This is a genomic window from Sphingomonas leidyi (assembly GCF_011761945.1).
In the GTDB taxonomy this organism is placed as follows: domain Bacteria; phylum Pseudomonadota; class Alphaproteobacteria; order Sphingomonadales; family Sphingomonadaceae; genus Sphingomonas; species Sphingomonas leidyi.
Genome location: NZ_JAASQV010000002.1, coordinates 780,311 through 806,721 on the forward strand (window position 1 = coordinate 780,311; position 26,411 = coordinate 806,721).

Sequence of the window (26,411 nt, forward strand, 5' to 3'; positions counted from 1 at the left end):
CGATCAGTGCGGCAATGGCGTCCCGGCCTCGCGGCTGGCGCGCAGGCCGGGCCGGAAGCGGCCCTGCTGGTCCTGGTCCATGATCCGGCGATAGAGCAGGGTGATCGAGACGCGGCGGTTGCGCGGATCGGCGGGGTTGTCGACGATCAGCGGCTCGCGGTCGGCCACGCCCTCGATCCGCTCGAAGCGCATCTCGGTCACGCCGCCGGAGAGAAGCCGCCTGCGCGTGGCTTCGGCGCGGCCGCTCGACAACATCCAGTTGTTCATCGCCAGCGGGTCGCCATAGCCCAGGCTGTCGGTATGGCCGCGGATCATGATCGGGTTCTCCATGCCCTTGATCGAATCCGCGATCGTGCCGATCAGCGCGCTGGCCTCGGGCACGAGCGCCGTGGTGCCCAGGTTGAACATCGAATAATTGGCATCGTCGAGCAGGTCTATCCGCATCCCGTCGCGCGTCGGCACGAAGCGGACGTGATTGGCGAGCTTCGATAGCGCCGGCGTCGTCCGCATCCGCTCGCGGATGCGCTTGGCGGTCTCGTCGAAATTCTTCTGGTCCTGCTGGGTCAGCGCGCGCTGGTCCTTCAGCGTGCCCTTGGCGCCGGTGCCGACATTGTTGCCGCCGCTGCCGCCCACCGGCACGGTGAGCGCCCGGGTGCCGGTCTGCGAGGCCTTGCCCGGATAATTGTCGCGCTGGTTGATCGCCTCGCCGCCGAACAGGCCGTTCGAGCCGGCGCTGTTCTGCTTCAGCTCGACGAGCGTCGGCGCGAAATAATCGGCCAGCGCCTTGCGCTGCTTCTCGGTGGTGGCGCCCAGGATCCAGAGCAGCAGGAAGAACGCCATCATCGCGGTCACGAAGTCGGCATAGGCCACTTTCCAGGCGCCGCCGTGATGGCCGCCATGCCCCTCGACATAGATCTTCTTGACGATGATCTTGGGTGGCGCGTTTATGCCATGGGGAGCGCGCGCGGTCGCCATCTATGCGGCTCCTGCCGCGGGGTCGGTGCCGGACAGCACGATCAACGCCCCCGCAGCCCGTCGAACACCTCGCCGAAGCCCGGCTGGTTGGCGTGCGCGATGCTGGAGCGGGCGGCCTCGATCACCAGCGGCTGCGGATGGCCGTGGAGCGAGGCGATGATGATCTGCTTCACCACGTGATAGATCGCCGAATCGGCGTCGATCACCTGCTGCAGGCGGCCCGCCAGCGGCGCGACGATGCCATAGGCCAGCAGCACGCCCATGAAGGTGCCGACCAGCGCCGAGCCGATCATCGCGCCCAGGATGCTCGGCGGCTTGTCGATCGAGCCCATCGTCTTCACCACGCCGAGCACGGCGGCGACGATGCCGAGCGCCGGCAGCGCGTCGCCCAGCGACTGGAGCGTGGTCTGCGGGCCCTGCACCTCGTGGTGGTGGGTCTTGATCGAATTGTCCATCACCTCCTCGACCGCGTGCACGTCGAGCGTGCCCGACGAGACGACGACGAGGCGGAGCGTGTCGGTGATCAGGTTGATCAGCGTGTGGTCGGCGAGCAGGCGCGGATATTCGGCGAAGATCGCGCTCGACTTGGGATCCTCGACATGGGGCTCGAGCGCGATCGGCCCTTCGGTCCGCAGCATCTTCATCAGCTTGGAGACCAGGAAGATCGTGTCGAGATAGTCCTGCTTCTTGTATTTGGGGCCCTTCAGCACCTTGACCAGGCCGCCGCCCAGCGCCTTCAGCTCCTTCATCGAATTGCCGATGACGAGCGCGCCCATGGCGGCGCCGCCGATGATCAGCATCTCGTGCGGAATGGCCTCGAGCACGGGGCCGAGCGCGCCGCCGGTGATCGCGAAACCACCGAAGACCATCGCGAGCAGGATGACGAGGCCGATTGCCGGAAACATGTGCGCGAAGAACCCCTGTTTTGACGTCTCGGTTAACGACCGTTTCGCCGTTATCTTCAGCGGAAAAACGTGGTTAATTCGTTACCGGGGCGAATTATTTCGCCGTTTCGCTTGGGTTTTCCGAAGGGATCGCCTGGCCGCGCGGCGGCGGCAGGCGAAATCCTGCATCGGTAGCGCGCAGGCGCCTACTTGATATAGTCGAACAGCGAGACGCTGGTCAGCTTGGAGAAGCTGGCCTGGGTCGCCTGCAGCACGGTCAGCGTCTTCTGCAGGTTCGCCACCGCGGTGGGGATGTCGGTGTCCTCAATGCCCGAGCGGGTGGCCTCGCGGGTTTCCGCCACGTCGGTCAGCCGGTCCGCCTGGAGATCGAGGCGCGCGCCGCGGGCGCCGACCGAGGCGCGCGCCAGCGCCACCGTGTCGAGCGAGGCATTGATCCCGTCCAGCGCCGTGGCGCCGGCCGCCTGCACGTTGCCGCCTGCCTTGAGCGCATCGGCAAGGTTGCCCAGGGTCGCGAAGATATCGGCCCCGGCGGGGCTGAACACTCGCTGGCCGCTGATCGTCGGCTGGATGTTCTCGCCGTCGCCGATCGGGATGGCCGAGGGCTCGCCGGTTCCGGCGAAGCTGATCGAGCCGTCGGCGTTCTTCACATAGGCGGCATCGCCGGTCGCCCCGCCGAACAACGGCTGGCCGCGAATGTCGTCCTTGGTGTTGGCGAGGGCGAACAGCGTGTCGCGGATCGAGCTCAGCTCCTCGCCGATCGACGCGCGATCCGAAGCCGAAAGCGTGTCGTTCTTGGCCCGGGTCGCGAGTTCGAGGGCGCGCTGGAGCTGCGTCTCGACGCCCTCGAGCGTCTGGTCGGTCTGCGAGACCACGCCCTGGGCGACGGTGATGTTGGCCTTGTAGGTCGCGTCCGCGGTGGTGGCGCGCTTGATCTGCTGCAGCTTGATATAGGCCGCCGCGTCCGAGACCGCGGTCACGCCCAGCTTGGTCGTGGCGATCTGGGTCTGGGTCTTGTCTGCCTCTGCGGTGAGCTGGGTCATCAGCGACACCGGCCTGCCATACATCTGCGAAGTGGAGATGCGCATGATCGTCTACCTGATATCGAGGATGGATTGCAGCGTCTCGCGCGCGATCTGGATCACGCGGGTCGACGCCTGATAGGCCTGCTGGAAGCGCATCAGGTCGACCGCCTCCTCGTCGATATTCACGCCGCTCACCGAATCGCGCGCCGAAACGGCGGCGTCGCGGATCGCGCTCTGCGCGTCGGCCACGCTGTTGCGGCCCGAAAGCGCCGCGCCATTGGCCGCGGTGAGGTCGGTCACGCCCTGCTCGAACTTGCCGCTGGTGCGCAGCGTTTCGAAACCGGCGAGGTTCGAATTGTCGCGCTGGCCCGCGCCCGCCGCCGCGGCGGCGATCCCGCGCGGATCGGTCATGACCGTGCCGAGCTGATAGGCGGGATCGCCCACCGTGAAGATCGGCTGGCCGGCATTGCCCTGCAGGTCGCTGCCCGCCGCCTGGACGGCATTGACGCCCTCGGCGAAGTCCCTGGCCATCTGGCTGATCTGGTCGCGGGCCGCCGCGATGCGTCCGCCGCTCTCGGCGATGCCGGCGAGCGCGCCGCCGCTCGGCGACATCGGCTGGACCTGGCCGCTGCTCTGCCGGACGGCGAAGGAGAAGGCGCCCTCGTCGTTGCTGACCTGCGAGACCTGGGCCGCCTGCGCGCCCTCGACCAGCAGCGGGCCGGTATTGCCGCCGGCATGCACCGTGGCCCGGCCGTAATTGTCGAAGCTTACCGTCACGTCGGTCAGCGCGCTCATCTGCTCGAGCATCTGGTCGCGCTGGTCGAGCAGCGCCGCCTGGCCGGCGGTGCCTTCATTGGCGCGGGCCAGGCCGGCATTGACCTTGGCGAGGCTGGCCGAAAGGTTGTTGAGCTGCGTGACCGCGGTTTCCGCCGAGGCCTTGAGATCGGTCATCGCGCCGTCGAGCGCCTTGCCGGTCGCGCCGAAGGCGGCGGCGACGCCGGCGGCATTCTCCAGCATCGTCGCGCGCGCGGGCAGCGCGGTCGGGTCCGCCGCCACGGCCTTGGCCGACGTGAAGAAGGCGGTCAGCTGGTCGCCCAGCTTGTTCTGGGTCAGGCTGCTGTCGATCCGCCCCAGCCAGGTGGCGCCGGCGAGCGTGCGGGCAAGGTCGGAGCTCGCGCTGCGCACTTCGGTCGCCTTGAAGGCATCGGCCGCACGGGTGACGCCGCCGACATTGGCGCCCAGGCCCGAATTGATCGCGCTGGTGTTGCCGCCGGTCGCGACGACTTCGCGGACCGTGGCGACGCGGCGCGAATAGCCCGCGGTCGCGGCATTGGCGATATTGTCCGACGTGGTGGCGAGCGCCGACTGATAGGCGCGGGCGCCACTGGCGCCGATCGAAAGCAGGTCGGTCATTTGACGGTGCCTCCTCCTTGCGCGGCTGCCGATGCGGCGCCGGGTTCCGCCGCTGTCTCGGTCTTCATGCTCCTGGCCAGGAAGGCGGTCATCGCCTTGCCGATGCCGATCGGCGCGTGCACGGCCATGCTCTGGGCGAGCTGCTGGTCCTGCATGTCGCGGAACTGGTCCTCGCCCTTGCTGTCGAACAGCCCGTCGCCCAGCTTGGCCTGGCGCATCGATTTCAGCATCATGCCGGTGAAGACCGCCTCGAAGCGCTGGCCCGCGGCTTCGAGATTCTCTTTCGACGCCAGGCGCGACGTGTCGGTCGACACGCCGCCCGACGGGCTGCCGATGGGGCCGAGCAGCTTGCTCACAGGACGATCAGCTCCGCCTTGAGGGCGCCGGCTTCCTTGAGCGCCTCGAGAATGGCCACGAGGTCCGCCGGCGACGCGCCGATCGCGTTCACCGCCTTGACGACGTCCGAAAGCTTGGGGCCCGGTGCCATCAGGAACATCGGTCGCTTCTCCTCTTCCACGCCCAACGTGCTGTGCTGCTCGGTGCGGGTCTCGCCCTTGCTGAACGGTGCGGGCTGGCTGACGCGCTGGTTCTCATCAATACGAACGGTCAGTTTACCATGCGTTACCGCCGCCGGGCTGACGCGGACCGCCGAGTTGATAACCACCGTGCCGGTGCGCGCGTTGACGATCACCTTGGCAGGCGCTTCCGCCGCCTCGACGGTGAGGTTCTCGACTTCGCTCATCAGCTCGGCGCGCACGTCGCGGCCCTCGGGGGCCTGGATGGCGATCGAGACGCCGTCGATGGCGCGGGCGCGGCCGGTGCCGAAGCGCAGGTTGATCGCGTCCTGCACGCGCTGCGCCGTGGTGAAGTCGGCACGGGCGAGGTTGAAGGTCAGGAAGGGCGACCTGTCGAAGCCGGTATCGACGGCGCGCTCGACCGTGGCCCCTTCCGGGATGCGGCCCGACGACGGCGTGTTGACGACGATCTTCGAGCCGTCGGCACCTTCGGCGCCCAGGCCGCCGACCGCGAGGTTGCCCTGCGCCATCGCATAGATCTGGCCGTCGGCGCCCTGGAGCGGCGTGAGGATCAGCGTGCCGCCGCGCAGCGACTTGGCCTTGCCCATCGACGATACGGTGATGTCGAGCTTCTGGCCCGGTTTGGCGAAGGGAGGCAGCTCGGCGGTGATCATCACCACCGCGGCGTTCTTCAGGCCCGGCGCCACGCCCTGGGGCAGCTGCAGCCCGAAGCGCGAGGCGACGCCCTTCATCGACTGGACGGTATATTCCAGATTGTCGTCGCCCGTGCCCGGCAGGCCGACGACGATGCCATAGCCTGTGAGCTGGTTGGTACGGATGCCCTGGAACCCGCCCAGATCCTTCACGCGCTGGGCATGGGCCGCGGGAGCGGCGGCGGCAAGCGCGAGGGCGGCGAGGGCGATGAAGCGGCGGATCATCTGACTGGCTCCGGCTCTTAGAAGGGACTGATCACGGAGAAGAACCGGCTCAGCCAGCCCTGGCGGCTGGCGCGGGCGACGTCGCCCTTGCCGGTATAGGCGATGCGGGCATCGGCGACGCGAGTCGACAGCACGCGGTTGTTCGCGTCGATATCGGCGGTGCGCACCAGCCCCTTGATCTGGACGAACTCGTCGCCCCGGTTGAGCGTCACGCGCTTCTGGCCCTGCACCAGCATCGTGCCGTTGGGATAGACGGCGGCGACGGTGACGCTGATCTCGCCCGAAAGCGCATTGGCCTGGTCGGCCGTGCCGGTGCCGTTGAAATTGCGCTTGCCGCTCACGCTGGCGTCGCTTTCCTTGAACAGCGAGAGCGCGCCGGTGGTGGGCGGCGTCAGGCCGAAGCCGCCGCCGCTGTCGAGCTTGCTGCCCGCCGACTTGGACGCGGCGGTCTTCTCGACCAGCAGGATGGTCAGCGGATCGCCCACGCGCCGCGCGCGCATGCCCTCGTAGAGCGCGGCATAGCCGTCGCCTGCCTGGAAGATGCCGCCATTGGCGGGCGGCTGGGCGGTGACCGGCGCGGGAAGCGTCGCGGAGAAGTCCTCCGTCTGCTTCTTCTTGCCGATGCCCAGGAACTGCGCCTGGGCCGGCGTCGCGGCGAAGGCGAGCCCGGCGGCGAGAAGCGTGGCGGTGGCGAGGGCGTGGAGATGCTTCATGATCCGCCCTCAGATGTTCTGGTTGACATATTTGAGCATCTCGTCGGTCGCCGAGATCATCTTCGAATTCACCTCATAGGCGCGCTGGGTCTCGATCATGTCGACCAGCTCCTCGACGACATTGACGTTCGAGCCCTCGAGCATGCCCTGGCGGATCGTGCCGCGGCCGTCGATGCCGGCATTGCCGAGCGCGACCGTGCCGCTCGCCGGCGTCTCGATCAGATAATTGTCGCCGACCGCCTGGAGCCCCGCCGGATTGGGGAAGCTCGCCACCTGGATCTGGCCGATCTGGGTGAGGTCGGTCTGGTTCGGCATCTGCGCCGAGACAGTGCCGTCGCTGCCGACGGTGACCGAGATCGCGCCTTCGGGAATGGTGACGCCGGGCATCACCTGATAGCCCTCGGCAGTGACCAGCTGGCCCTCGGCCGATCGGGAGAAATTGCCCGCGCGGGTATAGCCCAGGCCGCCGCCGGGCAGCTGGATCTGGAAATAGCCATTGCCGTCGATCGCCATGTCGAGGCCGTTGCCGGTGGTCTGGAGCGAGCCCTGCGTCTCGAGCCGCTGCGTGCCCTGGATGCGCACGCCGGTGCCCAGGTTCAGGCCGGTCGCGTATTTGGTCTCCGCGGTCGAGGCGGCGCCGGGCGCGGTGACGACCTGATAGGCGAGCGTCTCGAAGCTGGCGCGGTCCTTCTTGAACGCGGTGGTGTTCACGTTCGCCAGGTTGTTCGAGATGACCCGCATGCGCGTATCCTGGGCGTCGAGGCCCGTGCGCGCGATATGCAGTGCTGCCGATCCCATGTTCTAACTCCTCAATCAGGACGGCATCCGCATCAGCGATGCGGTGCTCTCGTCCATGTTCTTGGCTTCCTTGAGCAGGCCCGCCTGCACTTCGTAGGCGCGCTGGTTCTCGATCATGTCGACCAGCGCCTGCGTCAGGTTCACGTTCGATTGCTCGAGCGAACCGGAGGTCACCTTGGCATCCATGTCCTCGGGCAGCACGCCGCCGCCCTTCACATGGAGAAGATTGTCCAGCCCCTTGGCGGTCTGGCTGCCGCCGGTGCTCGCCAGCTTGATCTTGCCGACTTCCTGGGGCTGGGTCGGGTCGCCGCCGCGCGGCACGATCGAGATCGTGCCGTCCTCGGCGATGCTGATCTTGTCGGCGGGCGGCACGGTGATGGGGCCCCCCGACCCCATCACCGGGAAACCGTCGCCGGTTTCCAGCACGCCCGAGGGCGCGATCCGGAGATCGCCGCGCCTCGTATAGGCTTCGGTGCCATCGGTGGCCTGGACCGCGATCCAGGCCTCGCCGTTCACCGCGACGTCGAGCGGGTTGCCGGTCTGGACCATCGTGCCCTTCGAGCGGTCGAAGTCGTTGACTTCCTCCGCGGCGAGCTGGCGCGAGTCCATTCCGGTGCCCTGCAGGACCAGCCGGTCGAAGCTGACGCGCTCGGCGCGGAAGCCGATGGTCGAGGCGTTCGCGATGTTGTTCGCGATCGTCGCCTGCGACTGCATCTGGCTCCTGAGCCCGGACATCGCGGTATAGACAAGCCGGTCCATTGCTTACTCCTCCTCAGCCGATCGGATCAGCTGCGGATGTTGAAGATGGTCTGGGACATCTGGCTGGCGGTATCGAGCGCCTTGGCATTCGCCTGGAAGTTGCGCTGTGCCGCGATCAGATTGACCAGTTCCTCGGTGATGTCGACGTTCGAGCGCTCGATCGCGCCCGACATCAGGCCGCCGAACCCGTTGGTGCCCGGCTCGCCCAGGCGCGCATCGCCCGAGAAGCCGGTGGCGGCCCAGGTCGAGTTGCCCAGCTGGCGCAGGCCCGCATTGTTGGTGAAGCTGGCCAGCACGACCTTGCCCAGCGCCTGGGTGTCGCCGTTCGAGAAGCTCGCGGTCACCGTGCCGTCGTCGGCGATCGTCACGCCTTCGATCTGGCCGACGGGCGAGCCGTCCTGCTTGGTCGAGTTGAGGCTGAACGGCGAGCTCACCTGGGTGGTGCCCTGGGTCAGGTCGAGCTTGAGCACCTGTTCCGAAGTCGCGCCCGGCGCCAGGAAGCCCATGAACGTGATCGGCGTGGTCGGCTCGGAAAGCTTGCCGGTGCTGTCGAACTTCAGCTCGAACTGCTTCATCGTGGCGGGGTCGTCGCCGGCATTGAGCTGCTGGTCGCCGACGAAGGAATAGACTTTCCAGGTGCTGGTCGCGTCGCTGTCGGTCGGCTTGGTCTCGCGGACGAAATAGTTGGTCAGCGTCAGCGCGTTGCCGTTCGCGTCATAGACCGTCGTCTGCACCGACTGGTTGTAGGTGGTCGGGTCGAAACGGTCGAACTTGTAGCCGGCGCTCTCGAACTTGGGGTTCGTCGAGGGGATCGCCGAGCCGGCATTGAGGTTGAGGCCGAGCTTGACGTTCTCGGTCGCCTGGGGCGTGCCGCTGGTCTGGGGCAGGCGCAGGCTCACCGTCGAGGACAGGCCGGTCGCGACCACCGCGCCCGAGCCGTCGACCGGATAGACCTGCAGCTTGTTGCCCTGCGCGTCGACCACATAGCGGTCGGCATCGACCTGGAAGCTGCCGTTGCGGGTATAGGCCACGCCATTGCCGCTCTTCTCGTCGCCCTTGACGATGAAGAAGCCATCGCCCGAGATCGCCACGTCGAGCGAAGACGACGACTGGGTGAAGCCACCCTGGCCGAATTGCTGGCGCACCGCCTTCACGACCACGCCCGAGCCGACCATCTGGGTCGGGTTCATGTTGGCGGTCGACGCGATGACGTCGGCGAACTGCGTGGAGCTCTTCTTGAAGCCGTTGGTCTGCACGTTCGCGAGATTGTGCGAGATCGTCGACATGTCGGTCTGCGCTGCCTGCAGGCCCGAGAGCGAAGTGAAGAAGGACATTTTCCGTTACTCCGTGGAAAAGAGGATTCAGCCGACCTGCCAGACGGCGTCGGTGGACACGTTGCCGATGCCCGGAAGAGTGAGGACGGGCTTGCCGTCGGATCCCATCGAGACGGCGGTGACCGGTGCCCAGACCAGCGGATAGGCCTTGACGCTGCCCTTGCCGTCGGTGGCGGTGACGCTGACGTTGAACGGGCCCTTGCCGGCATCCTCGCCGGTATCGGTCTTGCCGTCCCAGTCCCAGGCGACGGCGCCCTTGGCTTCCTTGCCCATCTCGATCGTCTTGAGCGTGTTGCCGTTGGTGTCCTTGATGGTCACCGTGACGTTGGTCGCGTCCTTGTCCAGCGCTACGGCCCCGGCGAGACCGCCGGAGGTGCGCGGATAGGCGGTCGAGCCCTGGACCAGCACGTTCTTGCCGACATAGCCGATGGCGTCGTTGAGCGAGGTGGCGCCCAGCTTGCCGGCGATCGACTTCAGCGTCGTGCTCATCTCGGTGATGCCCGAGAGCGACGAGAACTGCGCCATCTGGGCGACCATCTGGGTGTTGTCGACCGGCTGGAACGGGTCCTGGTTCTTCAGCTGGGCGGTCATCAGCGCCAGGAAGTCGGAGACGTTCATGTCGGTCTTGCCGAGCCGCGACGTGTCCTTCGTGTCGAGCGTCGTGCCGCTCGTCGTGCTGGTCTTGTTGTACCGGGAGATGCCCAGCCCGGCGAGGGTGTTGTCGAAATCACTCATGATCAGCGGCCCAGCTTGAGGGTGTCGACGATGAGCTGCTTGGCAGTCTGCATCACTTCGACGTTGTTCTGGTAGTTCCGGGCGGTCTCCATCATGTCGACCAGCTCCCGGGTCTCGTCCACGGCGGCTTCCCAGACATTGCCGTCCTTGTCGGCCATCGGGTTGCCGGGATCGTAGCGCTTGGTGGGGTCGGAGCCCGCGGTGACGACCTGCTCGACATCGACGGTCGACATGCCGCTCGCCTCGTCGAAGGCGGTGCGGAACACCGGCTTGATCGTGCGATAGGCGGCGTCGGCGCTCGACGCGACCGTGCCGACATTGGCCAGGTTCGACGCCGTGGTGTTCATCCGCACCAGCTGCGCGCTCATCGCGCGGCCGGATACCTGGAAGATCGAAAGCGGCTGGTCGCCCATGCTCATTCTCCCTTCAGCGCGCGCGTGATCTGGTTGATGCGGCCGTTGAGGAACGACAGCGTCGTCTGATACGCGACGGCATTCTCGGCGAAGGCGGTCTGCTCGGTGGTCAGCTCGACGGTGTTGCCGTCGGCCGAGGGCTGGAGCGGCACGCGATAGAGCGTGTTGGCGTCGATCGCGGCATCGAGCGAGCCGCCCGGCGTGGTGGCGCTGTTCAGCGCGGCGCGGAAATCCACGTCCCGGGCCTTGTAGCCGGGGGTGGCGGCGTTGGCGATGTTCGACGCCAGCATGCCCATGCGCTGCGAGCGCACGGCAAGCGCCGCACCGTGTACGCCGAAAAGCTTGTCATCGGGCATTGCACGTCTCCCGCACAAAAGTTCGCCGGGTTCTCTGCAACCGTCGTGCCAATTTGCCTTGGGGCACGAAAAAACCCGGTTTCCCCTGGGGGGCGGCAGGCAGCGGCAAGGTTTTGCCGGTGTGGCGGCAGGCGGTTGCCGCTCCGTGCGGCCCGGCAGGCGTTCCAGGCCGCGCCGGGCAGTTGGCCCGTGTCTTGCACCCACGCAGGCATGGACATGAATGTACTTCCGGCCCTGGGGACCTTCCTCGATCCGCTCGCGCTCGCCATTGTCGGCGGGGGGACGCTGGCCGGCACCGTGCTGCGCAATGCCTGGGGCGACCTGGCCCGGGGCGTCGCGGCGCTCGGCGTGCTGCCGCGCCGCCGCTTCGATGTGGAGCCCCTGCTGGCCCAGGTCTCGGCGCTCGGCCGGATCGCGCGGCGCCACGGCGTGATCGCGCTCGATCGCTCGAAGATCGAGGATCCGGACATCGCCGCGGCCGTTGCCGCGATCGTCGACGGCGCAGGGCCGCGGGACGTCGAGTCCCTGCTCGAGCAGCGCCGCTGCGCGCGTTTCGAGCGCCAGCGGGGCGCGTGGGAGATATGGTCCGGCGCGGCGGAGCTGGCGCCGGCGATGGGGATGGTCGGCACGCTGCTCGGCCTGGTCGGCATGTTTGCCGCGATGAAGGATCCGCAGGCGATCGGAGGCGCCATGGCCGTCGCCCTGCTCGCCACGCTCTATGGTGCGCTGCTCGCCAATCTCGTGCTGCTGCCGGTCGCCGTCCGCCTGAAGCGTCGCGCCCGGCACGAGGCGCAGGAGCGGCTTCGCCTCCAGCCGGCGCTCGCCGCCCTGGCCGGGATCGAGCCGGGCACCGGCCGGATAAAGGAGATCGCGGCGTGACCGTGTTCGACGAGGACGAACCCGCGCGCGCGCCCTGGCTGGTCACCCTGGCCGATCTGTCGCTGCTGCTGGTCGGCTTCTTCGTCTTCCTCCAGGCGAGTCAGGTCGATCCCGCCAAGCTCGCCGCGGGTATCCGCGCCGGCTTCGGTGTACGCGAGACGGCGCCCGCCGCCATGCCGGTCGACATCGCCACGGCCACCGGCTTCGCGCCGGGCTCCGCCGCGCCCGTCGATACCGGCTCGGCGCTGGAATGGGCGCGTGGCGCCGCGCGGGACCCGCGCACCCTCTTGCGGATCACCGGCGAAGTCGACGGATCGGCGGCGGACGTCGATCCGGCGACCGGCAGCGGTCCGATCCTTGCCGCCGATCGCGCCCGTGCGGTCGCCGCGCTGCTCGTCGCCCAGCGTGCCGTCGATCCCGCGCGCATCGCGATTTCCACCGGCCGGGGCCAGCGCCGCGCCGTCCTCGCCCTCGGCTTCGAGGGAGGCCGGCAATGATCCGCCACCCGGCAATTGCCTCCCCTTTTTCCATGGAGAAGACCATGTTCCTCGCCATTGCACTCGTCACTGCCGCCCCCGCCGGCGCGCAGGACTTCCAATCGACCCAGGCGCTCGATGCGATCGTCGCCCAGTTCGCCGGCAAGCCGATGGGCGAGCAGGGCGGGGCGATCGCGCCGATCGACCGGCGGCTGAAGCTGGCGGCCTGCATCGCGCCCCAGCTCGAATGGCGCGGCGAGAATCGCGACGCGGTGGTGGTGCGCTGCATGGCGCCGGCCTGGAAGATCTTCGTGCCCGTCGCCGCCGTGCCCAGGCCCCGGGCCGCGCCGCCCGCGCCGATGCCCGCCACCACCCTCGTCCGCCCCGCGGTTCCGGTAAAGGCCGAGCCGGTGATCAAGCGCGGCGATGCGGTCACGGTCGAGGCGGGGGCCGAGGGTTTCTCGATCTCGCGCCAGGGCATCGCGATGAACGACGCGCCTCCGGGCGGCCGGATCGGCATCAAGGTGGACGACAGGCAGCCGCCGGTCCAGGCGATCGCGATCGAGCCTGGTCGCGCCCGCCTGCCCGGCTTCGCCGAGGGCAGCTGAAATTTTTCGGTAAAGCTTCGCCTGCCCTGGCCGTTTGAAGGGCTGCAGGCACAGCGAGGATTGCAGGCAATGGTGGACTCAATCGGCACGAAGGCAGGCGCGGTCACCGACCGTCGCACCGTGCCCGTTGATCCTGCCAGCCGCGTGGCGGCGGTGCGCCCGGTCGCGAGCGATGCGCCGGCGGTGCGGAGCGCCGCTGCGGAGATCGCGGCGGAGCAGGCGGCGCGGCCGCCGGTCGATGCCGAGCGGGTCTCGCGCATCCGCAAGGCGATCCACGACAATAAATTCCCGCTTTCTCCCTCGACGATCGCCGACCGGCTGCTCGCCTTCAAGCTCGATTGGAAGTCCCGTGAACCGTCGTGACGCGCTCATCCAGGTGATCGAATGCCTTCACGCCGAGATCGCGGCGCTCAAGGCGAACGACGTCGCCGCGCTGGAGGCGGCCACCCGCACCAAGCTCGCCGCGATCGACACGGTCGCGCTGCATGACGGCGAGGCCCCCGGCCCCGAGATCCGCGAGCTCGCCGCCGAGGCGCACAAGCTCAACGAGACCTGCCGCATCTATGTGAACCTGATGGCGGCAAATGTTCGCCGCCGCCTGCAAATCCTTTCCGGCCAGCAGGCGCCGGCCTACAAGGCGGGCGGCTACGCCCTCGGCTGAGCGGGCGTTTTCTGCATCCGTTAACCGTAACTGGCACGCTCCTTGCTCTGGATAGCCCCGGATTAGGCTATTCGGATTCCAGGATCGATGAGCGTTACTTCGGTCAACACCAGGGCAAGCGTCCAGACGGCGATCGCCGCGGCGAGCCGCAAGACCGGCATCGACTTCAACTATCTGCTCGGCCAGGCCCAGGTGGAAAGCGGGCTGCGCGCCGATGCGCGTGCCGGCACGTCCTCGGCCACCGGCCTCTATCAGTTCATCGAGCAGAGCTGGCTGGGCGTGGTGAAGCAGCACGGCGCCGAGCATGGGCTGGGCTGGGCCGCCGACAGCATCAGGCAGACCGGCACCGGTCGCTATGTCGTCAGCGATCCCGCCGCACGCAGCGCGATCCTGGGCCTGCGCAGCGATCCGCAGACCGCCTCGCTGATGGCCGCCGAGCATGCCGCGGACAACAAGGCGTCGCTCGAGGACAGCCTGGGCCGGCCGGCCACCGGCACCGATCTCTATATGGCCCATTTCCTGGGCCTGGGCGGCGCCGGCAAGTTCCTGAGCGCGATGGCCGACAGCCCCGGCCGCACCGGCGCCTCGCTGTTCCCCGCCGCCGCGCGCGCCAATCGCAGCGTGTTCTACGCGTCGAACGGCCAGCCGCGCACGCTTTCGGAGATCTACAGCCGCTTCGCCGGCAAGCTCGACCAGGGCGCCGCCGCCGGCGGGGCCGCCGGGCTCGCCTCGGCCGGCCTGGACGACGGCTTCAACGCCGCTGCCCGTGCCTGGAGCGACGGCGACAACGAAGTCGTGCTCGGCAACGGCGCGGTCGATAGCGATCGCCACTGGGTGCAGAACACGCTCGCCCAGCTCAACGTCTCGCAGGGTTCGCCCGGCGACCCGCTCGGCCGCCGCATCGATCCGCTCCGGCCGACGCCGGAGAATGCCAGGCTCGCCTATCTCATGCTCGCGAATCTGGGAGCGTAACCCCCCATGTCCGCAATCTCGCTTCCCGCAGGGACCGGCCCTGCCCTGAAGAGCTTCGCGCTGCCCGGCGCGATCCTGCTGCTCGTCGCGCTGATGGTGGTGCCGATCCCGGCCTTCCTGCTCGACGCCTTCTTCATCCTCAACATCATGATCAGCCTCGCGGTGCTGATGGTGGCGCTGAACGCGCAGAAGCCGCTCGACTTCTCCGCCTTCCCCACCGTGCTGCTGTTCGCCACGCTGTTCCGCCTCGGCCTCAACGTCGCCTCGACGCGCGTCGTGCTGGTGCACGGCCATGAGGGCGAGAGCGCCGCCGGCCATGTGATCGAGGCGTTCGGCACCTTCATGATCGGCGGCGACTATGTCGTCGGCCTGGTGGTGTTCGCTGTCATCGTGATCATCAACATGATCGTGGTTACCAAGGGCGCCGGCCGCGTCTCCGAAGTCAGCGCGCGCTTCACCCTCGATGCGCTGCCCGGCAAGCAGATGGCGATCGACGCCGATCTCAATGCCGGCCTGATCACGCCCGACGACGCCAAGAAGCGCCGCGAGGAAGTGTCGACCGAAGCCGATTTCTACGGCGCGATGGACGGCTCGTCCAAATTCGTGAAGGGCGATGCCATCGCGGGCCTGCTGATCCTCGCGATCAACGTGATCGGCGGCCTGATCCTGGGCGTCGCCAGCCATCATATGGCAGTGGGCGAGGCGGCCTCCACCTATGTGCTGCTCGCGATCGGCGACGCGCTGGTGGCGCAGGTGCCGGCGCTGCTGCTTTCGATCGCCGCCGCGGCGATCGTCACCCGCGTCGCCTCGAGCCACGACCTGGCCGGCCAGATCGGCACCCAGTTCGCCAGCCACAAGACCTGGATGCCGGTTGCCGTCATCCTGGGCCTGCTCGGCGTCTTCCCGGGCATGCCGCATTTCCTGATGCTGCCCGCCGCCGCCGCCGCCGGCTTCGCGGCCTGGCGCCTGCGCAGGGCCGCCAACCGGCCGAAGCCCGTCGCCGCGCCGCCGGCCGAGCCGGCCGATCTCTCCAGGATCGGCTGGGACGAAGTGACCGACAACATGCAGGTGATGCTCGACATCGGCTATGGCCTGGTGCCGCTGGTCGACGAGCGCCGCGGCGGGCCGCTGATGGGCCGCATCACCGGCGTGCGCCGCCAGCTGTCCAAGGAGCTCGGCTTCGTCGTACCCCAGGTGCGGGTGCGCGACGACATCAACCTGGCGCCCTTCACCTATCGCATCGTCATCGGCGGCGTCGTCGTCGCCGAGGACAATGTCTCGCCCGACGAAGTGCTGGCGATCGATACCGGCCAGGCCTCGGGCCGCCTCGACGGCAAGCCGGTCAAGGATCCGACCTTCGGGCTCGACGCGCTGTGGATCGCCCAGGGCGATTCCGATGCCGCCACCGGCCTCGGCTATCTCGTCGTCGATCCGGGCACGGTGGTCGCCACCCATCTCAACCAGTGCCTGATCCAGAACGCGTCGGACCTGCTCGGCCCGGACGAGGTCCAGGCGCTGCTCGACGGGCTCAAGGAGCGCTCGGCGCAACTCGTCGCCGCGCTCTGCCCGGCGCCGGTGCCGCTCACCACGCTTACCCAGGTGCTGCGCGGCCTGCTTGCCGAGAGCATTTCGCTCAAGGAGTTCCGCCGCATCGCCGCCGCCATCGCGGTCGCCGCCCAGCGGACCCTGGATGCCGAGGAGCTGATGGAGCTGATCCGTCCCGAGCTCGGCCCGCTCATCATCCAGCGCCTGTGCGGCGTGCGTGAGCCGTTGCGCGTGATGACGCTCGAAGGCCAGCTGGAGGCGCTGCTCGGCCAGGCGGTCCGCTCGGATCCGTCGAAGCGTCATACGATCGAGCCCGATCTGGGCCGCCGCATCGCCGAGGCGCTGCAACGCGCCGCCCAGCCGCTGATCGCCGAGGCCAAGCCCTTCGCGCTCGTCGTCCAGCCCTCGATCCGGGTCGCGATCCGCAAGCTGATCAGGACGGTCCTGCCCGACACGCCGGTGATGAGCTTCTTCGAGGTGCCCGAGGACAAGGCCGTCGAAGTGGTCGCGGTGATCGGCGCGCCGGAGGCGCTGCCCGCATGAACGCCTTCACTCCGGGGAAACTCGACGCCATGGCTTCGCTGGCCCTTTCGCCCCTGACCTACACGCCCACCCCGCCGCGGCGCGATCCCGAGGCGCTGGTGCGCAAGCACTTGCCGCTGGTCCGGCGCATCGCCTGGCACATCCATGGCTCGATGAGCTCGCTCGTCGAAGTGGAGGACCTGATCCAGGTCGGGCTGGTCGCGCTGATCGAAGCGGCGGCAGGGTTCGAGGACCGGGGGCAGGTGACCTTCGAGCAATATCTCGCCACTCGGCTGCGCGGGGCGATGATCGACGAGCTGCGCCGCCAGGCGACCACTACGCGCGGGGCGATGCGCCGGCGCAAGGCCTATCAGGAAGCGATATCGGTGCTGACCAACGAACTGGGCCGCGCGCCCGACGACGAACAGGTCGCCGCCCGGCTGGGCGTGACACCGGAGAAGCTGCGCGCCGACTATGCCAATGCCGAGGCGGTGCGCTTCGATTCGATCGACGATACCTATTCGGACGAGAGCCCCTGGTTCATGTCCGACGCGCCCAGCGCCTTCGACCAGCTGGCGGAGAGCGACCAGCGCGAGGCGCTGATCGCCGCGATCGCCGAGCTTCCGGAGCGCGAGCAGCAGGTGATCCAGCTCTATTATGTCGAGGAACTGAACCTCGAGGAGATCGGCCAGGTCCTGGGCGTGGGCGCCGCGCGCATCTGCCAGATCAAGGCATCGGCGCATGCGCGGCTGAAGAAGGGGCTGGCGCGCCGGCTCGGCTAGCCAGCCCGAAACCGCGATCCCCGGCGGAAGCCGGGATCTCGTGCGGCTCCTGCCCTGCGCGCGCTTGCGCCGCCTCGACGCTTGCCGCAGAAATCCCCGCTTCGGACCATTCGGGGGATTTCATGACCAAGCATTTGTTCCTGGCCGGCGCGATGACCTTCGGCCTGCTGGCGTCTCCGGCCTTCGCCCAGGACGCATGGACCGTCCGCTCCGAATGGGTGCGCGCGCACGAATCCTTTCTCGCCAGCGAGGCGCTGCAGGGGCGCGGCAGCGCGACCCGCGACGAGGCGATCGCCGCCACCTATGTCGGCTCGCAGTTCGAAGGCTATGGGCTCCGGCCGGCGCCGGGCATGGCCGGCTATCTCCAGTCCGCCAAGGTGATCCGCTATGCGCTGGACGGCCCGGCGGCGCTGACGGTCGCGGGCAGGCCGGCGGCGGCGCCCACGGTGCTGGTCGGCGCGGCCGAGAGCATTTCCGGCACCTCGGCGGTGTTCGACGGCGCCGATCTCGCGAAAATCCCGCATGCCCAGGTGCTGTTCGTGACCGGCGGCAAGGCCTCGCCCATGGCGCTGGTCCGCGCCGCCAGCGCGGCAGGGGCGAAGCTGGTGATCGTGCGTGAAGACGATGCGACGCGCGCGCTGGCCAAGGCGCTGGGCGGCAAGCCGCGCATGCCGGCCGGGCTCGAGGGCAAGGCGCCGCCGAGCTACGCCGCCTTTGCGACATTGCCCTCGGCCGATTTCGACAAGGCGGCGGCCCAGGCCGGCGCCCCGGTCGCGCTCGCCCTGCCGGTGGTGCGCGAGGAGGCGATCACCACCAATGCGATCGGCTGGCTGCCCGGCAGCGATCCCAAGGCGGGCGTGATCCTGGTCACCGCGCATCTCGATCATCTCGGCCGCAAGCCCGACGGCACGATCATGCACGGCGCGAACGACGATGCCTCGGGCACCACGGCGGTGCTGGAGCTGGCGCGGGCGATGGCGGCGGCGAAACAGGCCCGGCGCGGGCTGTTGTTCGTCGCCTATGGCAGCGAGGAGATCGGCGGCTATGGCTCCAGCTGGTTCGGCGATCACCCGCCGGTGCCGCTCGACCAGATCGTCGCCAATATCGAGATCGAGATGATCGGCGCGCAGGATCCCAAGCTGCCCGCCGGCACGATGATGATGACCGGCTTCGAGCGCTCGACGCTGGGCGAGACATTGAAGGCGCATGGCGCGCTCGTCACCGCCGATCCCTATCCGGAGCAGCGCTTCTTCGAGCGTTCGGACAATTATTCGCTCGCGGTGCGCGGGGTGGTGGCGCACACCATTTCGGGATGGGCGGTCACGCCGACCTATCACACGCCCGACGACACGCTGGCCAATCTCGACATCGCGTTCATGACGCGGGCGATCCAGTCGCTGGTCGAGCCGCTCCGCGCGCTGGCCAACAGCGATGCCCGGCCGCAATGGAAGCCCGGCGGCAAGCCCGAGGGGAAATAGGGGGCATAGGCGCGGCCTGCGGCGGACAAGGAAAAACCCCGGCGGTCGATACCACCGGGGTTCCCCATGCGCCCCCTCCGGCAAGAAGGGGTGACCGGCCTTGGTGCCTGTCAGGGGGGTGACACCCCGACCGGCACGCGCTTACTGAAGCAGCTTGAGCACCGACTGCTGGCTCTGGTTCGCCTGGGCGAGCATCGCCGTCGAAGCCTGCGACAGGATCTGGGCCTTGGCCAGCGCCGTCGTCTCCGCCGAATAATCGGTGTCCTCGATGCGGCTGCGGGCGTCGCTCAGGTTCGCGACGTTGGTCGTCAGGTTGTTGACCACCGAGTCCAGGCGGCTCTGCGCGGCGCCGAGCGAAGCGCGGAGCGTGGCGACCGACTTCAGGGCGCCGTCAACGGTGCCCTGGGCGGTGTCGGCGCTGCCGGCGGTTCCGACGGAAAGCGCCGGGACGACCGGGTTGGCCGCCGCGTCGCCCACGATGGCGCCCACGTCGAGCGCGTCGATGCTGATCGTGATCTTGTCGGTCGATTCCGCGCCGGTCTGGATCGAGAACTTCTTGGCCGCGACTTCGCCGGCTGCCGGAGCGGCCGGATCCGCCGGCGGCTTGCCGATCTGGAACAGCGCATTGCCGTTGAACTTGGTGTTGGTCAGCACGTCCTTGATCTGCGAGGTCAGCTGCGTGACTTCGGCCTGCAGGTTCTTGCGGTCGTCGTCCGAATAGGTGCCGCTCGACGACTGGACCGCCAGCTCGCGGATGCGCTGCAGCATGTTGGTGACTTCGTTGAGCGCGCCTTCCGCGGTCTGCGCCAGCGAGATGCCGTCATTGGCGTTGCGGACCGCCTGGGTCATGCCGCGGATCGAGGCGGTCATGGTCGAGGCGATCGCCAGGCCGGCGGCGTCGTCCTTCGCGCTGTTGATGCGCTTGCCGGTCGACAGGCGCTCCATGGCCGTGCTCAGCGCCTTGTTGGCGCCGGTCGAAGCATTGGCGGCGCGCAGCGCCGCGGTGTTGGTCGAGATAACAGTCATGTTCGTTACTCCATGCTCGTCGGCTTCCCGCTGTCCCCCCTGAACGGGAGCCCGGAGCCGCCAAGCCAAGGAACGGCCGCCCGCAGCGGGGCTTAAGCGAAAAATTTTCCCTCTACGCACGCACGCGTAGACGCGCCCGGACCAAGGTTGCTGCGGGACACGCAATTTTACGCGGCGTTAACCAAGTCGACGGCAAAAGGATGGTGTCTCAGGGGGTAACCAATGCGATCCATCGTCCCGTCCGCCGCAGTGTTGCGCCAGAAATATGCTCTCGTCTCGTCGCTGCGCGCCCAGGGTTTCGCGATCGGCACCTGCGAGGACGGTCGCCCCGCCGCGCAGGACCTGTTCCTGGTCGCCGAGGGCGAAGTGCCCCCGGCCGCTGCGCGCACGCTGATCCTGGGCGACGAAGGCCGCCAGGCGATCGCGTTCGGCGACGGCAACCCGGCCCGGCTGTCCTACACGGCGGACGATGCCGCGGTCGGCGCGGGCTTCGCCACGGCGCTGCTGCGCGGCCCGCACGAGCCGGTCGCCGCCGATCCGGAAAGCCTGGCGCTGCTGGCGCTGGCCGAGCGCGTCGCCGCGTCGGACATCACCGTGCTGATCAACGGCCCCACCGGCACCGGCAAGGAAGTCCTTGCCCGCGCCATCCACAACGGCTCCACTCGCCGCGAGGGCCCGTTCGTCGCCCTCAACTGCGCCGCGCTGCCCGAGACGATGCTCGAGGCAATGCTGTTCGGCCACCAGAAGGGTGCCTTTACCGGTGCCTCGTCGGGCGGCCAGGGCTTCTTCCGCGCCGCGCATGGCGGCACGCTGCTGCTCGACGAGATCGCCGAGATGCCGCTCAACCTCCAGGCCAAGCTGCTGCGCGTGCTGCAGGAGCGCGAAGTCGTGCCGATCGGCGGCACCATGCCGGAAAAGGTGGACGTCCGCGTCATCGCCTGCGCCAATCGCGACCTGCAGGGCGAAGTCACTGCCGGCCGCTTCCGCGCCGACTTGTACTATCGCCTCTCGGTCTTCCCGCTCACGACCAAGGCGCTGGCCGAGCGCCCCGGCGACATCGCCGCGCTTTCGGCCGCGATGGTCGTCCGCCATGCCGGCGGCCGCGGCGCGATGCCGTGGATCTCGAACGAGGCGCTCGACGCGCTCGCCAGCCATGACTGGCCGGGCAATGTCCGCGAGCTCGAGAACGTCATCCAGCGCGCGCTGCTGCTCTGCGGCGGCCGCACCATCGATCCCGAGCACCTGATCTTCGACAGGCCGGCTGCGCGCCGCGTGGACGTCGAGGCGGCAGGCACGCTCTCCAACATCGTCCAGATCCACGAATTCGCCGCGATCCGCGAGATGCTCGCCGAATGCGGCGGCAGCCGGATCGAGACGGCGAAGCGGCTCGGCATCTCGGAGCGCACGCTGCGCTACCGCCTCGCCAAGGCGCGCGAGCAGGGCGAGAGCATCGACGCGGGTAAGGCGAGGGCTTCGGCATGAGCGGTATCGACGGTATCGGCGGCGGCGCGATGAGCGTCGACCGGGTCCTGGCGCTCCGCGCCCAGATCCTCGAGCGCAACGCCGCGCTCGCCAAGGCCAACGAGACGCCCGCGGGCGCAGTGACGGGCACGTCGGGCGGCAAGTCCGCAACCTTCGCCGCGTCGATGGAAGACGCCTTCAAGCAGGTCAACCAGGCCCAGAGCCAGGCCGGCGCGCTCTCCGAGGCCTATGAGCGCGGCGAGACGGTCGACATCGCCAAGGTGATGCTGGCCCGCCAGCAGGCCTCGGTCGGCTTCGAGGCGACGCTGCAGGTCCGCAACAAACTCCTGTCCGCCTACAAGGACATCATGAGCATGCCGGTGTAATCCATGAGCAACGCCCTCACCTCCACCGATGCGCCCGTCCCGCCCGCCGCCGGCCGGCTCGGCGCCCCGCTCGCCCAGATGCGCGGACTGCTGGCGCAGCCCGCGGTCAGGCGGGCGATGCCGCTCCTCTTCCTGGTCGGCCTGGTCGCCGCCGGCTTCCTCGCCTGGTCGCTGGTCTCGACGTCGCCGCAGCGGATCCTGTTCGCCAATGTGAGCGATGCCGACAAGGCGGCGATCAGCTCGGCGCTCCAGGGCGCGAGCATCCGGTCGAGCATCGATGGTTCGGGCTCGATCACTGTCGCCGAGGACGATTATCACAAGGCGCGGATGCTGCTCGCCAGCCAGAATCTGCCCAAGGCGGCACCGGGCGGCTACCAGATCCTCGACCAGCTGCCGATGGGCGTGTCCCGCGCCGTCGAGGGCGAGCGGCTGCGCCAGGCGCGCGAGACCGAGCTCGCCCGCTCGATCGAGGAGATCGATGCGGTCGCCGAGGCGCGCGTGCATCTCGCCACGCCCGAGGCCAGCGTCTTCGTCCGCGACAAGGCGGTGCCCACCGCCTCGGTGATCCTCAAGCTCCAGCCCGGCCGCGCACTGGGCGACGCGCAGACCCGCGCGATCGTCAACCTCGTCGCCTCGTCGGTTCCCGGCATGACGCCGGAAAGCGTCACCATCGTCGACCAGATGGGCGCCCTGCTCTCGAAGAAGGGCAACGAGGCCAATTCGGCCGGCGACGCCCGCATCGACTATCAGCGCCGCATCGAGGACAAGTATCGCGAACAGCTCGTCCAGCTGCTGACGCCGCTGGTCGGCGCCGGCAACTTCACTGCCGAAGTGCAGGCCGATGTCGACCTGGACGAGAACCAGGCGACGCGCGAAAGCTATGACAAGGAAGGCGCGGTGCTCGCGGCCGAACAGGGCGCCTGGACCGGCAGCAAGGACGGCAACGCGCCCGGCGGCATTCCCGGCGCGCTCTCCAACACGCCGCCGCCCGCCAGCACCGTCGCCGCGCCCAATGCGCAGCCTACGCCCGGCGCGGCGCCCGCTGCCGGCACCGCTGCCGGCGCGAGCCAGGCCACGCCGCAGAAGCAGAGCGACAGCTTCTCCCGCGCCTATCAGACCGGCAAGCAGGTTTCCGTGACGCGCCAGGCGCCGGGCGGCATCAAGCGCCTGTCGGTCGCGGTGCTGCTGCGCGAGGAACCGGGCAAGCCGCGCTCGACGGTGGAGATCCAGCAGATCACCCAGCTGGTCCAGGCGGCGATGGGCTATAATCCGGGCCGCGCCGATCAGGTGACGGTGATCAGCCGCAAGTTCACCACCGCCGCCGATGCGGCCGACAAGGGCCCGGCCTGGTACGAGGCCAATTGGGTGCCGCTCGCCGCGCGCAATGCGACGGCGCTGGTGATTGCGTTGCTCGTCCTCTTCCTTGGCGTCCGTCCGCTCACCAAGGCGCTGCTCAAGAAGCGCGAGGAGCCGGCCGCAGGCAATCGCCCGGCATTGTCGATGGGCGGTGCCGCTGGCGAGGAAGGCGGCCACGGCGCGCCGCCCGTCTCGATCGACATGCTCGAGGGCGCTCACAACAGCTATGACGAGCGGGTCGGCCTGGTCCGCGGCTTCACTCGCGACAATCCCGCGCGCGCCGCCCTGGCGGTCCGCGACATGATCAAGGCGGACGCGCAATGAACGCAATCCGCAGCTTCAACGGCGTCGAGCGCGCCGCGGTCCTGATGATGCTGGTGGGCGAGGAGGAAGCCGCGGCGATCCTCCAGAAGCTCGATCCGGAGGAAGTGCGCCAGCTCGGCAAGGCGATGTTCAACGTGGCGGACGTCAGCGAGGCCGAGGTCGAGATCGTCCTAGACGATTTCGTGTTCAAGGCGCGCGAGCGCACCGGCGTCACCTTCGATCCGGCGCCGAAGATCGAAAGCATCATGACCAGGGCGCTGGGCCCCGAGCGCGCCTCCGGCGTGCTGGCCCGGGTGATGCCGGCCAGCCAGGTCGCCGCGATCGAATGGCTCGACTGGTTCGAGCCCGAGGAGATCGCCGGGATGATCGAGGCGGAGCATCCGCAGATCGCGGCGGTGCTGCTCGCCAATCTCGACCCCGATATCGCCGCCAAGGTGTTCGAGCATCTGCCCGAAGCGGCGCAGCCGCAGATCCTGCGCCGCATCGCCAAGCTGGGGCCGATCCCGCCCGAGGCGATCGAGACGCTGAAGACGATGCTCCAGGGCCGCGCCGGCATGGGCGGGCGCAAGTCGAGCGGCGGGCTCCAGCTCGGCGGCACGCGCGAGGCTGCGAAGATCCTCTCCGGCGCGCGCAAGATCACCGAGCAGCGCGTCATGCCCAAGCTCGCCAAGATCGATCGCGAGGTCGCCCGCGCGATCGAGGAGGCGATGTTCGTCTTCGACAATCTGCTCGAGCTCGACGACAAGAACCTGTCGACGCTCATCCGCAACATCGACACCACGATCCTGGTCAAGTCGCTCAAGGGCGTCGAGGAGGAGGTCCGCGGCCGGTTCCTCGGCTGCATGTCGAGCCGCGCGGCCGACGGCATCCGCGACGAGATCGAATCGCTGGGGCCGATGAAGATGGCCGATGTGCTCGATGCGCAGAAGGCGATGATCGCGATCGCGCGCGGCCTGGTGAAGGACGGCACGATCCAGATGCCGTCAAAGGGCGGGGACGACGACTATGTCTGATTTCTCGCCGGGCTTTGCCGGACGGATCAGCGCGGCCGGGCATGTGCTGGCCCGCGCCTTTGGCGACGGTGCCGGCTTCGCGCCGTCGGATGTCGACCGCATCGGCCGCCGCGTGTTCGAGGAGGTACCGGCCCAGCCGCGCCATTTCGCGCCGGCCAATCCGGAAGCCAATCCCACCGAGGGCTGGGATCCGTTCACTGCCGATGCCCAGCACCCCGCCGAGCATGGTGCGTTCATCGATCCCATCGCGGCCGCGCACGAAGCGGGTTTCGCCGAGGGGCATGCGGCCGCGCTCGTCGAGGCGGAGGCTGCCAAGGCGCGCGAGACCGCGCTGCTCGACCAGATCTCGGCCGCGCTCGCCAGCGGCGCCCATTTCGATCGCGAGCGCATGGCCGGGCAATTGCGCCAGACCGTGCTCCACCTCGTCACCAGGCTGGTCGGCGAAGTCGGCGTCGCGCCGGATGTGCTCGCCCAGCGGATCCATGCCGCGGTCGACATGCTGGCCGACAGTGCCGAATCCGCGCTGCTGCGCCTCCATCCCGACGACGTCCCCTTCGTCCAGGGCAAGCTGCCCGCCACGGTCTTCCCCGTCGGCGATCCGCACGTCCAGCGCGGCGGCTTCGTGGTCGAGAGCGCCTCGACCATCGTCGAGGACGGCCCCGATCTGTGGCTCGAGCAGCTCGCCCAGGCGATCGACCGCGTGCCGATCCCGCCCGCATGCTGAACCTCTTCACCGAAGACTATCTGGAAGGCCTAGGCCGCAGCGACTTCGTCGCCCGGCCGCGGGTCTCCGGCCGCCTCGCCTCCTATGACGGGCTGCTGATGGAGGCCGTGGGCCTGCAGCTGCCCGTAGGCACGGTCTGCGCGATCGGCGACGGCGCCAGCCGGGTCGAGGCCGAAGTGATCGGCTTCCGTTCGGGCAAGACGCTGCTGATGAATCTCGGCGGCCCCGCCGCGCTGCTGCCCAACGCCCCCGTCCGCCCGATCGGCGCGCCGGGCGAGGCCGAAGTGGGCGCGGCGATGCTCGGCCGGGTGGTCGACGGTTCGGGCAAGCCGATCGACGGCCTCGGCCCGATCCGCGGCGCCGGGAAATGGCCGCTCGCCGGCAAGCTCCAGTCGCCGCTCGATCGCGGCCGGGTGCTCGAGCCGCTCGATGTCGGCGTGCGTGCCATCAACGGGCTGCTCACCATCGGCCAGGGCCAGCGCGTCGGCATCATGGCGGGGTCGGGCGTGGGCAAGTCGGTGCTGCTCGGCATGATGGTCCGCGCGGCCCAGGCGGACGTGATCGTCATCGGCCTGATCGGCGAGCGCAGCCGCGAAGTCGCCGACTTCCTGGAGACCAAGGTGGCGGGCGACGCCCGGGCGCGCTCGGTCGTTGTCGCCGTTCCGGCCAATCATTCCCCGGTGCTCCGCATCCGCGGCGCGCTGCGCGCCACCGCCATTGCCGAGGCGTTCCGCGCCGAGGGCAAGAAGGTGCTGCTGATCATGGATTCGCTCACCCGCGTCGCCCATGCCGGCCGCGAGATCGGCCTGGCGCTGGGCGAGCCGGCTTCGGCGCGCGGCTATCCGCCCTCGGCGATCGCGATGCTGCCCAGCCTGATCGAGCGCGCCGGCACCGACGTGCACAGCGGCGGCTCGATCACTGCGATCTACACCGTGCTCGCCGATGGCGACGACGGCAACGACCCGGTGGTGGACAGTGCCCGCTCGATCCTCGACGGCCATATCGTGCTGAGCCGCGCGCTCGCCGAGCGCGGCGTCTACCCGGCGATCGATCTTGGCCCCTCGGTCAGCCGCGTGATGACCGACATCGCGCCCAGGGACCATGTCGCCGCCGCACGCGTGCTGCGCCGGCACCTCGCCACCTATGAGGAGAATCGCGACCTGGTGCTGATGGGTGCCTATCGCGCCGGTGCCGATCCGGAGATCGACGCGGCGATCGCCTGCCACCCGGCGGTGATGGAATATATCCGCCAGGGCGCCGACGAGATCGTGACCCTGCCCGACGCGGTGGCCGAGCTGGTCGGCGTGTTCGGCCATGGCTGA

At 68.9% G+C, this 26,411-nt stretch carries 29 protein-coding genes; 15 read left to right on the forward strand and 14 right to left on the reverse strand.

Features of this window, described 5'->3' with window-relative positions:
• Positions 1 to 3 precede the first annotated feature (3 nt).
• The 13 genes from FHR20_RS13575 to FHR20_RS13635 all read right to left on the reverse strand — a co-directional run bounded on the left by FHR20_RS13575 (position 4) and on the right by FHR20_RS13635 (position 10,876).
• The gene (locus FHR20_RS13575; RefSeq protein ID WP_167300125.1) at positions 4 to 975 is read right to left on the reverse strand and encodes a flagellar motor protein MotB; all 972 of its coding nucleotides are present in this window, start codon (positions 973 to 975) and stop codon (positions 4 to 6) included.
• Positions 976 to 1,016: 41 nt separating this feature from the next.
• Entirely contained in the window at positions 1,017 to 1,880 is an 864-nt protein-coding gene (motA, locus tag FHR20_RS13580) for a flagellar motor stator protein MotA (protein ID WP_137863640.1), read from the reverse strand.
• Positions 1,881 to 2,065: 185 nt separating this feature from the next.
• Positions 2,066 to 2,965, reverse strand: a complete 900-nt coding sequence (locus FHR20_RS13585) for a flagellin N-terminal helical domain-containing protein (protein ID WP_167300126.1) — start codon at positions 2,963 to 2,965, stop codon at positions 2,066 to 2,068.
• 6 nt (positions 2,966 to 2,971) lie between these two features.
• Positions 2,972 to 4,315 (reverse strand): flagellar hook-associated protein FlgK, encoded by a 1,344-nt coding sequence (gene flgK, locus FHR20_RS13590; RefSeq protein WP_167300127.1) that lies wholly within the window; start codon positions 4,313 to 4,315, stop codon positions 2,972 to 2,974.
• Positions 4,312 to 4,671 (reverse strand): rod-binding protein, encoded by a 360-nt coding sequence (locus tag FHR20_RS13595; RefSeq protein ID WP_167300128.1) that lies wholly within the window; start codon positions 4,669 to 4,671, stop codon positions 4,312 to 4,314. Before FHR20_RS13595 ends, flgK begins: the two co-directional genes overlap by 4 nt.
• Positions 4,668 to 5,768: a flagellar basal body P-ring protein FlgI gene (locus FHR20_RS13600; protein ID WP_167300129.1), complete on the reverse strand. Its 1,101-nt coding sequence runs from the start codon at positions 5,766 to 5,768 to the stop codon at positions 4,668 to 4,670. The genes FHR20_RS13595 and FHR20_RS13600 overlap by 4 nt, the downstream gene beginning before the upstream one ends.
• Positions 5,769 to 5,785: 17 nt before the next feature.
• The gene (locus FHR20_RS13605; RefSeq protein WP_167300130.1) at positions 5,786 to 6,481 is read right to left on the reverse strand and encodes a flagellar basal body L-ring protein FlgH; all 696 of its coding nucleotides are present in this window, start codon (positions 6,479 to 6,481) and stop codon (positions 5,786 to 5,788) included.
• Between the two features lie 9 nt (positions 6,482 to 6,490).
• Positions 6,491 to 7,279, reverse strand: a complete 789-nt coding sequence (flgG, locus tag FHR20_RS13610; protein WP_167300131.1) for a flagellar basal-body rod protein FlgG — start codon at positions 7,277 to 7,279, stop codon at positions 6,491 to 6,493.
• Between the two features lie 15 nt (positions 7,280 to 7,294).
• The gene (flgF, locus tag FHR20_RS13615) at positions 7,295 to 8,038 is read right to left on the reverse strand and encodes a flagellar basal-body rod protein FlgF (protein WP_167300132.1); all 744 of its coding nucleotides are present in this window, start codon (positions 8,036 to 8,038) and stop codon (positions 7,295 to 7,297) included.
• Between the two features lie 26 nt (positions 8,039 to 8,064).
• The gene (locus FHR20_RS13620) at positions 8,065 to 9,372 is read right to left on the reverse strand and encodes a flagellar hook protein FlgE (RefSeq protein WP_086127699.1); all 1,308 of its coding nucleotides are present in this window, start codon (positions 9,370 to 9,372) and stop codon (positions 8,065 to 8,067) included.
• A 27-nt stretch (positions 9,373 to 9,399) separates the two neighbouring features.
• Positions 9,400 to 10,107, reverse strand: coding sequence for a flagellar hook assembly protein FlgD (locus tag FHR20_RS13625; protein ID WP_208413583.1), 708 nt, complete (start codon positions 10,105 to 10,107; stop codon positions 9,400 to 9,402).
• A gap of 2 nt (positions 10,108 to 10,109) precedes the next feature.
• Complete coding sequence (gene flgC, locus FHR20_RS13630; RefSeq protein WP_086127697.1) at positions 10,110 to 10,520, reverse strand: flagellar basal body rod protein FlgC; 411 nt, start codon at positions 10,518 to 10,520, stop codon at positions 10,110 to 10,112.
• Positions 10,521 to 10,522: 2 nt separating this feature from the next.
• Positions 10,523 to 10,876, reverse strand: coding sequence for a flagellar basal body rod protein FlgB (locus FHR20_RS13635; RefSeq protein ID WP_167300133.1), 354 nt, complete (start codon positions 10,874 to 10,876; stop codon positions 10,523 to 10,525).
• A gap of 216 nt (positions 10,877 to 11,092) precedes the next feature.
• Here FHR20_RS13635 and FHR20_RS13640 point away from each other — a divergent pair, with 216 nt between their 5' ends.
• From FHR20_RS13640 to FHR20_RS13680, 9 genes are all read left to right on the forward strand, one after another.
• Positions 11,093 to 11,755, forward strand: coding sequence for a motility protein A (locus FHR20_RS13640; RefSeq protein WP_167300134.1), 663 nt, complete (start codon positions 11,093 to 11,095; stop codon positions 11,753 to 11,755).
• Positions 11,752 to 12,252, forward strand: coding sequence for a flagellar motor protein MotB (locus tag FHR20_RS13645; RefSeq protein WP_286712301.1), 501 nt, complete (start codon positions 11,752 to 11,754; stop codon positions 12,250 to 12,252). The genes FHR20_RS13640 and FHR20_RS13645 overlap by 4 nt, the downstream gene beginning before the upstream one ends.
• A gap of 44 nt (positions 12,253 to 12,296) precedes the next feature.
• On the forward strand, positions 12,297 to 12,839 hold the full coding sequence (locus FHR20_RS13650; protein WP_167300135.1) for a flagella basal body P-ring formation protein FlgA: 543 nt from the start codon (positions 12,297 to 12,299) through the stop codon (positions 12,837 to 12,839).
• A gap of 69 nt (positions 12,840 to 12,908) precedes the next feature.
• The gene (locus tag FHR20_RS13655) at positions 12,909 to 13,202 is read left to right on the forward strand and encodes a flagellar biosynthesis anti-sigma factor FlgM (protein WP_167300136.1); all 294 of its coding nucleotides are present in this window, start codon (positions 12,909 to 12,911) and stop codon (positions 13,200 to 13,202) included.
• Entirely contained in the window at positions 13,189 to 13,500 is a 312-nt protein-coding gene (locus tag FHR20_RS13660; RefSeq protein ID WP_167300137.1) for a flagellar protein FlgN, read from the forward strand. The genes FHR20_RS13655 and FHR20_RS13660 overlap by 14 nt, the downstream gene beginning before the upstream one ends.
• Before the next feature lie 87 nt (positions 13,501 to 13,587).
• The gene (locus FHR20_RS13665; protein ID WP_167300138.1) at positions 13,588 to 14,472 is read left to right on the forward strand and encodes a lytic transglycosylase domain-containing protein; all 885 of its coding nucleotides are present in this window, start codon (positions 13,588 to 13,590) and stop codon (positions 14,470 to 14,472) included.
• A gap of 6 nt (positions 14,473 to 14,478) precedes the next feature.
• A complete protein-coding gene (flhA, locus tag FHR20_RS13670; protein WP_167300139.1) occupies positions 14,479 to 16,560 on the forward strand; it encodes a flagellar biosynthesis protein FlhA in 2,082 nt (693 codons plus the stop codon).
• A complete protein-coding gene (locus FHR20_RS13675) occupies positions 16,557 to 17,321 on the forward strand; it encodes a sigma-70 family RNA polymerase sigma factor (protein WP_243857313.1) in 765 nt (254 codons plus the stop codon). The genes flhA and FHR20_RS13675 overlap by 4 nt, the downstream gene beginning before the upstream one ends.
• Before the next feature lie 122 nt (positions 17,322 to 17,443).
• Positions 17,444 to 18,799 (forward strand): M28 family metallopeptidase, encoded by a 1,356-nt coding sequence (locus FHR20_RS13680; protein WP_243857314.1) that lies wholly within the window; start codon positions 17,444 to 17,446, stop codon positions 18,797 to 18,799.
• A gap of 141 nt (positions 18,800 to 18,940) precedes the next feature.
• Here FHR20_RS13680 and FHR20_RS13685 read toward each other — a convergent pair whose 3' ends face one another.
• Positions 18,941 to 19,825 carry a flagellin N-terminal helical domain-containing protein gene (locus tag FHR20_RS13685; RefSeq protein ID WP_167300140.1) on the reverse strand — a complete coding sequence of 295 codons (885 nt, stop codon included), beginning with the start codon at positions 19,823 to 19,825 and terminating at the stop codon, positions 18,941 to 18,943.
• A gap of 222 nt (positions 19,826 to 20,047) precedes the next feature.
• Here FHR20_RS13685 and FHR20_RS13690 point away from each other — a divergent pair, with 222 nt between their 5' ends.
• The 6 genes from FHR20_RS13690 to FHR20_RS13715 are packed head-to-tail and all read left to right on the forward strand — an operon-like array spanning position 20,048 to position 26,411.
• Entirely contained in the window at positions 20,048 to 21,307 is a 1,260-nt protein-coding gene (locus FHR20_RS13690) for a sigma-54 interaction domain-containing protein (RefSeq protein WP_167300141.1), read from the forward strand.
• A complete protein-coding gene (gene fliE / locus FHR20_RS13695; RefSeq protein ID WP_167300142.1) occupies positions 21,304 to 21,672 on the forward strand; it encodes a flagellar hook-basal body complex protein FliE in 369 nt (122 codons plus the stop codon). Before FHR20_RS13690 ends, fliE begins: the two co-directional genes overlap by 4 nt.
• 3 nt (positions 21,673 to 21,675) lie before the next feature.
• On the forward strand, positions 21,676 to 23,352 hold the full coding sequence (gene fliF, locus FHR20_RS13700) for a flagellar basal-body MS-ring/collar protein FliF (RefSeq protein WP_167300143.1): 1,677 nt from the start codon (positions 21,676 to 21,678) through the stop codon (positions 23,350 to 23,352).
• Positions 23,349 to 24,365 (forward strand): flagellar motor switch protein FliG, encoded by a 1,017-nt coding sequence (fliG, locus tag FHR20_RS13705; protein WP_167300144.1) that lies wholly within the window; start codon positions 23,349 to 23,351, stop codon positions 24,363 to 24,365. Before fliF ends, fliG begins: the two co-directional genes overlap by 4 nt.
• A complete protein-coding gene (locus tag FHR20_RS13710; protein WP_167300145.1) occupies positions 24,358 to 25,089 on the forward strand; it encodes a FliH/SctL family protein in 732 nt (243 codons plus the stop codon). Before fliG ends, FHR20_RS13710 begins: the two co-directional genes overlap by 8 nt.
• Complete coding sequence (locus tag FHR20_RS13715; protein WP_167300146.1) at positions 25,083 to 26,411, forward strand: FliI/YscN family ATPase; 1,329 nt, start codon at positions 25,083 to 25,085, stop codon at positions 26,409 to 26,411. The genes FHR20_RS13710 and FHR20_RS13715 overlap by 7 nt, the downstream gene beginning before the upstream one ends.

Excerpts from the sequence above, each read along its gene's own strand:
- flgC (WP_086127697.1), bottom strand. The coding sequence starts at position 10,520 with ATGGGCGACCAGCCGCTTTCGATCTTCCAGGTATCCGGCCGCGCGATG.
- FHR20_RS13715 (WP_167300146.1), top strand. The coding sequence starts at position 25,083 with ATGCTGAACCTCTTCACCGAAGACTATCTGGAAGGCCTAGGCCGCAGC.
- FHR20_RS13710 (WP_167300145.1), top strand. The coding sequence starts at position 24,358 with ATGTCTGATTTCTCGCCGGGCTTTGCCGGACGGATCAGCGCGGCCGGG.
- FHR20_RS13650 (WP_167300135.1), top strand. The coding sequence starts at position 12,297 with ATGTTCCTCGCCATTGCACTCGTCACTGCCGCCCCCGCCGGCGCGCAG.
- FHR20_RS13600 (WP_167300129.1), bottom strand. The coding sequence starts at position 5,768 with ATGATCCGCCGCTTCATCGCCCTCGCCGCCCTCGCGCTTGCCGCCGCC.
- fliE (WP_167300142.1), top strand. The coding sequence starts at position 21,304 with ATGAGCGGTATCGACGGTATCGGCGGCGGCGCGATGAGCGTCGACCGG.
- flgF (WP_167300132.1), bottom strand. The coding sequence starts at position 8,038 with ATGGACCGGCTTGTCTATACCGCGATGTCCGGGCTCAGGAGCCAGATG.
- flgK (WP_167300127.1), bottom strand. The coding sequence starts at position 4,315 with ATGACCGACCTGCTTTCGATCGGCGCCAGTGGCGCCCGCGCCTATCAG.
- fliG (WP_167300144.1), top strand. The coding sequence starts at position 23,349 with ATGAACGCAATCCGCAGCTTCAACGGCGTCGAGCGCGCCGCGGTCCTG.
- FHR20_RS13575 (WP_167300125.1), bottom strand. The coding sequence starts at position 975 with ATGGCGACCGCGCGCGCTCCCCATGGCATAAACGCGCCACCCAAGATC.
- FHR20_RS13620 (WP_086127699.1), bottom strand. The coding sequence starts at position 9,372 with ATGTCCTTCTTCACTTCGCTCTCGGGCCTGCAGGCAGCGCAGACCGAC.
- FHR20_RS13640 (WP_167300134.1), top strand. The coding sequence starts at position 11,093 with ATGAATGTACTTCCGGCCCTGGGGACCTTCCTCGATCCGCTCGCGCTC.
- FHR20_RS13655 (WP_167300136.1), top strand. The coding sequence starts at position 12,909 with ATGGTGGACTCAATCGGCACGAAGGCAGGCGCGGTCACCGACCGTCGC.
- motA (WP_137863640.1), bottom strand. The coding sequence starts at position 1,880 with ATGTTTCCGGCAATCGGCCTCGTCATCCTGCTCGCGATGGTCTTCGGT.
- FHR20_RS13685 (WP_167300140.1), bottom strand. The coding sequence starts at position 19,825 with ATGACTGTTATCTCGACCAACACCGCGGCGCTGCGCGCCGCCAATGCT.
- flgG (WP_167300131.1), bottom strand. The coding sequence starts at position 7,279 with ATGGGATCGGCAGCACTGCATATCGCGCGCACGGGCCTCGACGCCCAG.
- FHR20_RS13605 (WP_167300130.1), bottom strand. The coding sequence starts at position 6,481 with ATGAAGCATCTCCACGCCCTCGCCACCGCCACGCTTCTCGCCGCCGGG.
- FHR20_RS13690 (WP_167300141.1), top strand. The coding sequence starts at position 20,048 with ATGCGATCCATCGTCCCGTCCGCCGCAGTGTTGCGCCAGAAATATGCT.
- FHR20_RS13675 (WP_243857313.1), top strand. The coding sequence starts at position 16,557 with ATGAACGCCTTCACTCCGGGGAAACTCGACGCCATGGCTTCGCTGGCC.
- FHR20_RS13585 (WP_167300126.1), bottom strand. The coding sequence starts at position 2,965 with ATGCGCATCTCCACTTCGCAGATGTATGGCAGGCCGGTGTCGCTGATG.
- flhA (WP_167300139.1), top strand. The coding sequence starts at position 14,479 with ATGTCCGCAATCTCGCTTCCCGCAGGGACCGGCCCTGCCCTGAAGAGC.
- fliF (WP_167300143.1), top strand. The coding sequence starts at position 21,676 with ATGAGCAACGCCCTCACCTCCACCGATGCGCCCGTCCCGCCCGCCGCC.
- FHR20_RS13665 (WP_167300138.1), top strand. The coding sequence starts at position 13,588 with ATGAGCGTTACTTCGGTCAACACCAGGGCAAGCGTCCAGACGGCGATC.
- FHR20_RS13635 (WP_167300133.1), bottom strand. The coding sequence starts at position 10,876 with ATGCCCGATGACAAGCTTTTCGGCGTACACGGTGCGGCGCTTGCCGTG.
- FHR20_RS13625 (WP_208413583.1), bottom strand. The coding sequence starts at position 10,107 with ATGAGTGATTTCGACAACACCCTCGCCGGGCTGGGCATCTCCCGGTAC.
- FHR20_RS13680 (WP_243857314.1), top strand. The coding sequence starts at position 17,444 with ATGACCAAGCATTTGTTCCTGGCCGGCGCGATGACCTTCGGCCTGCTG.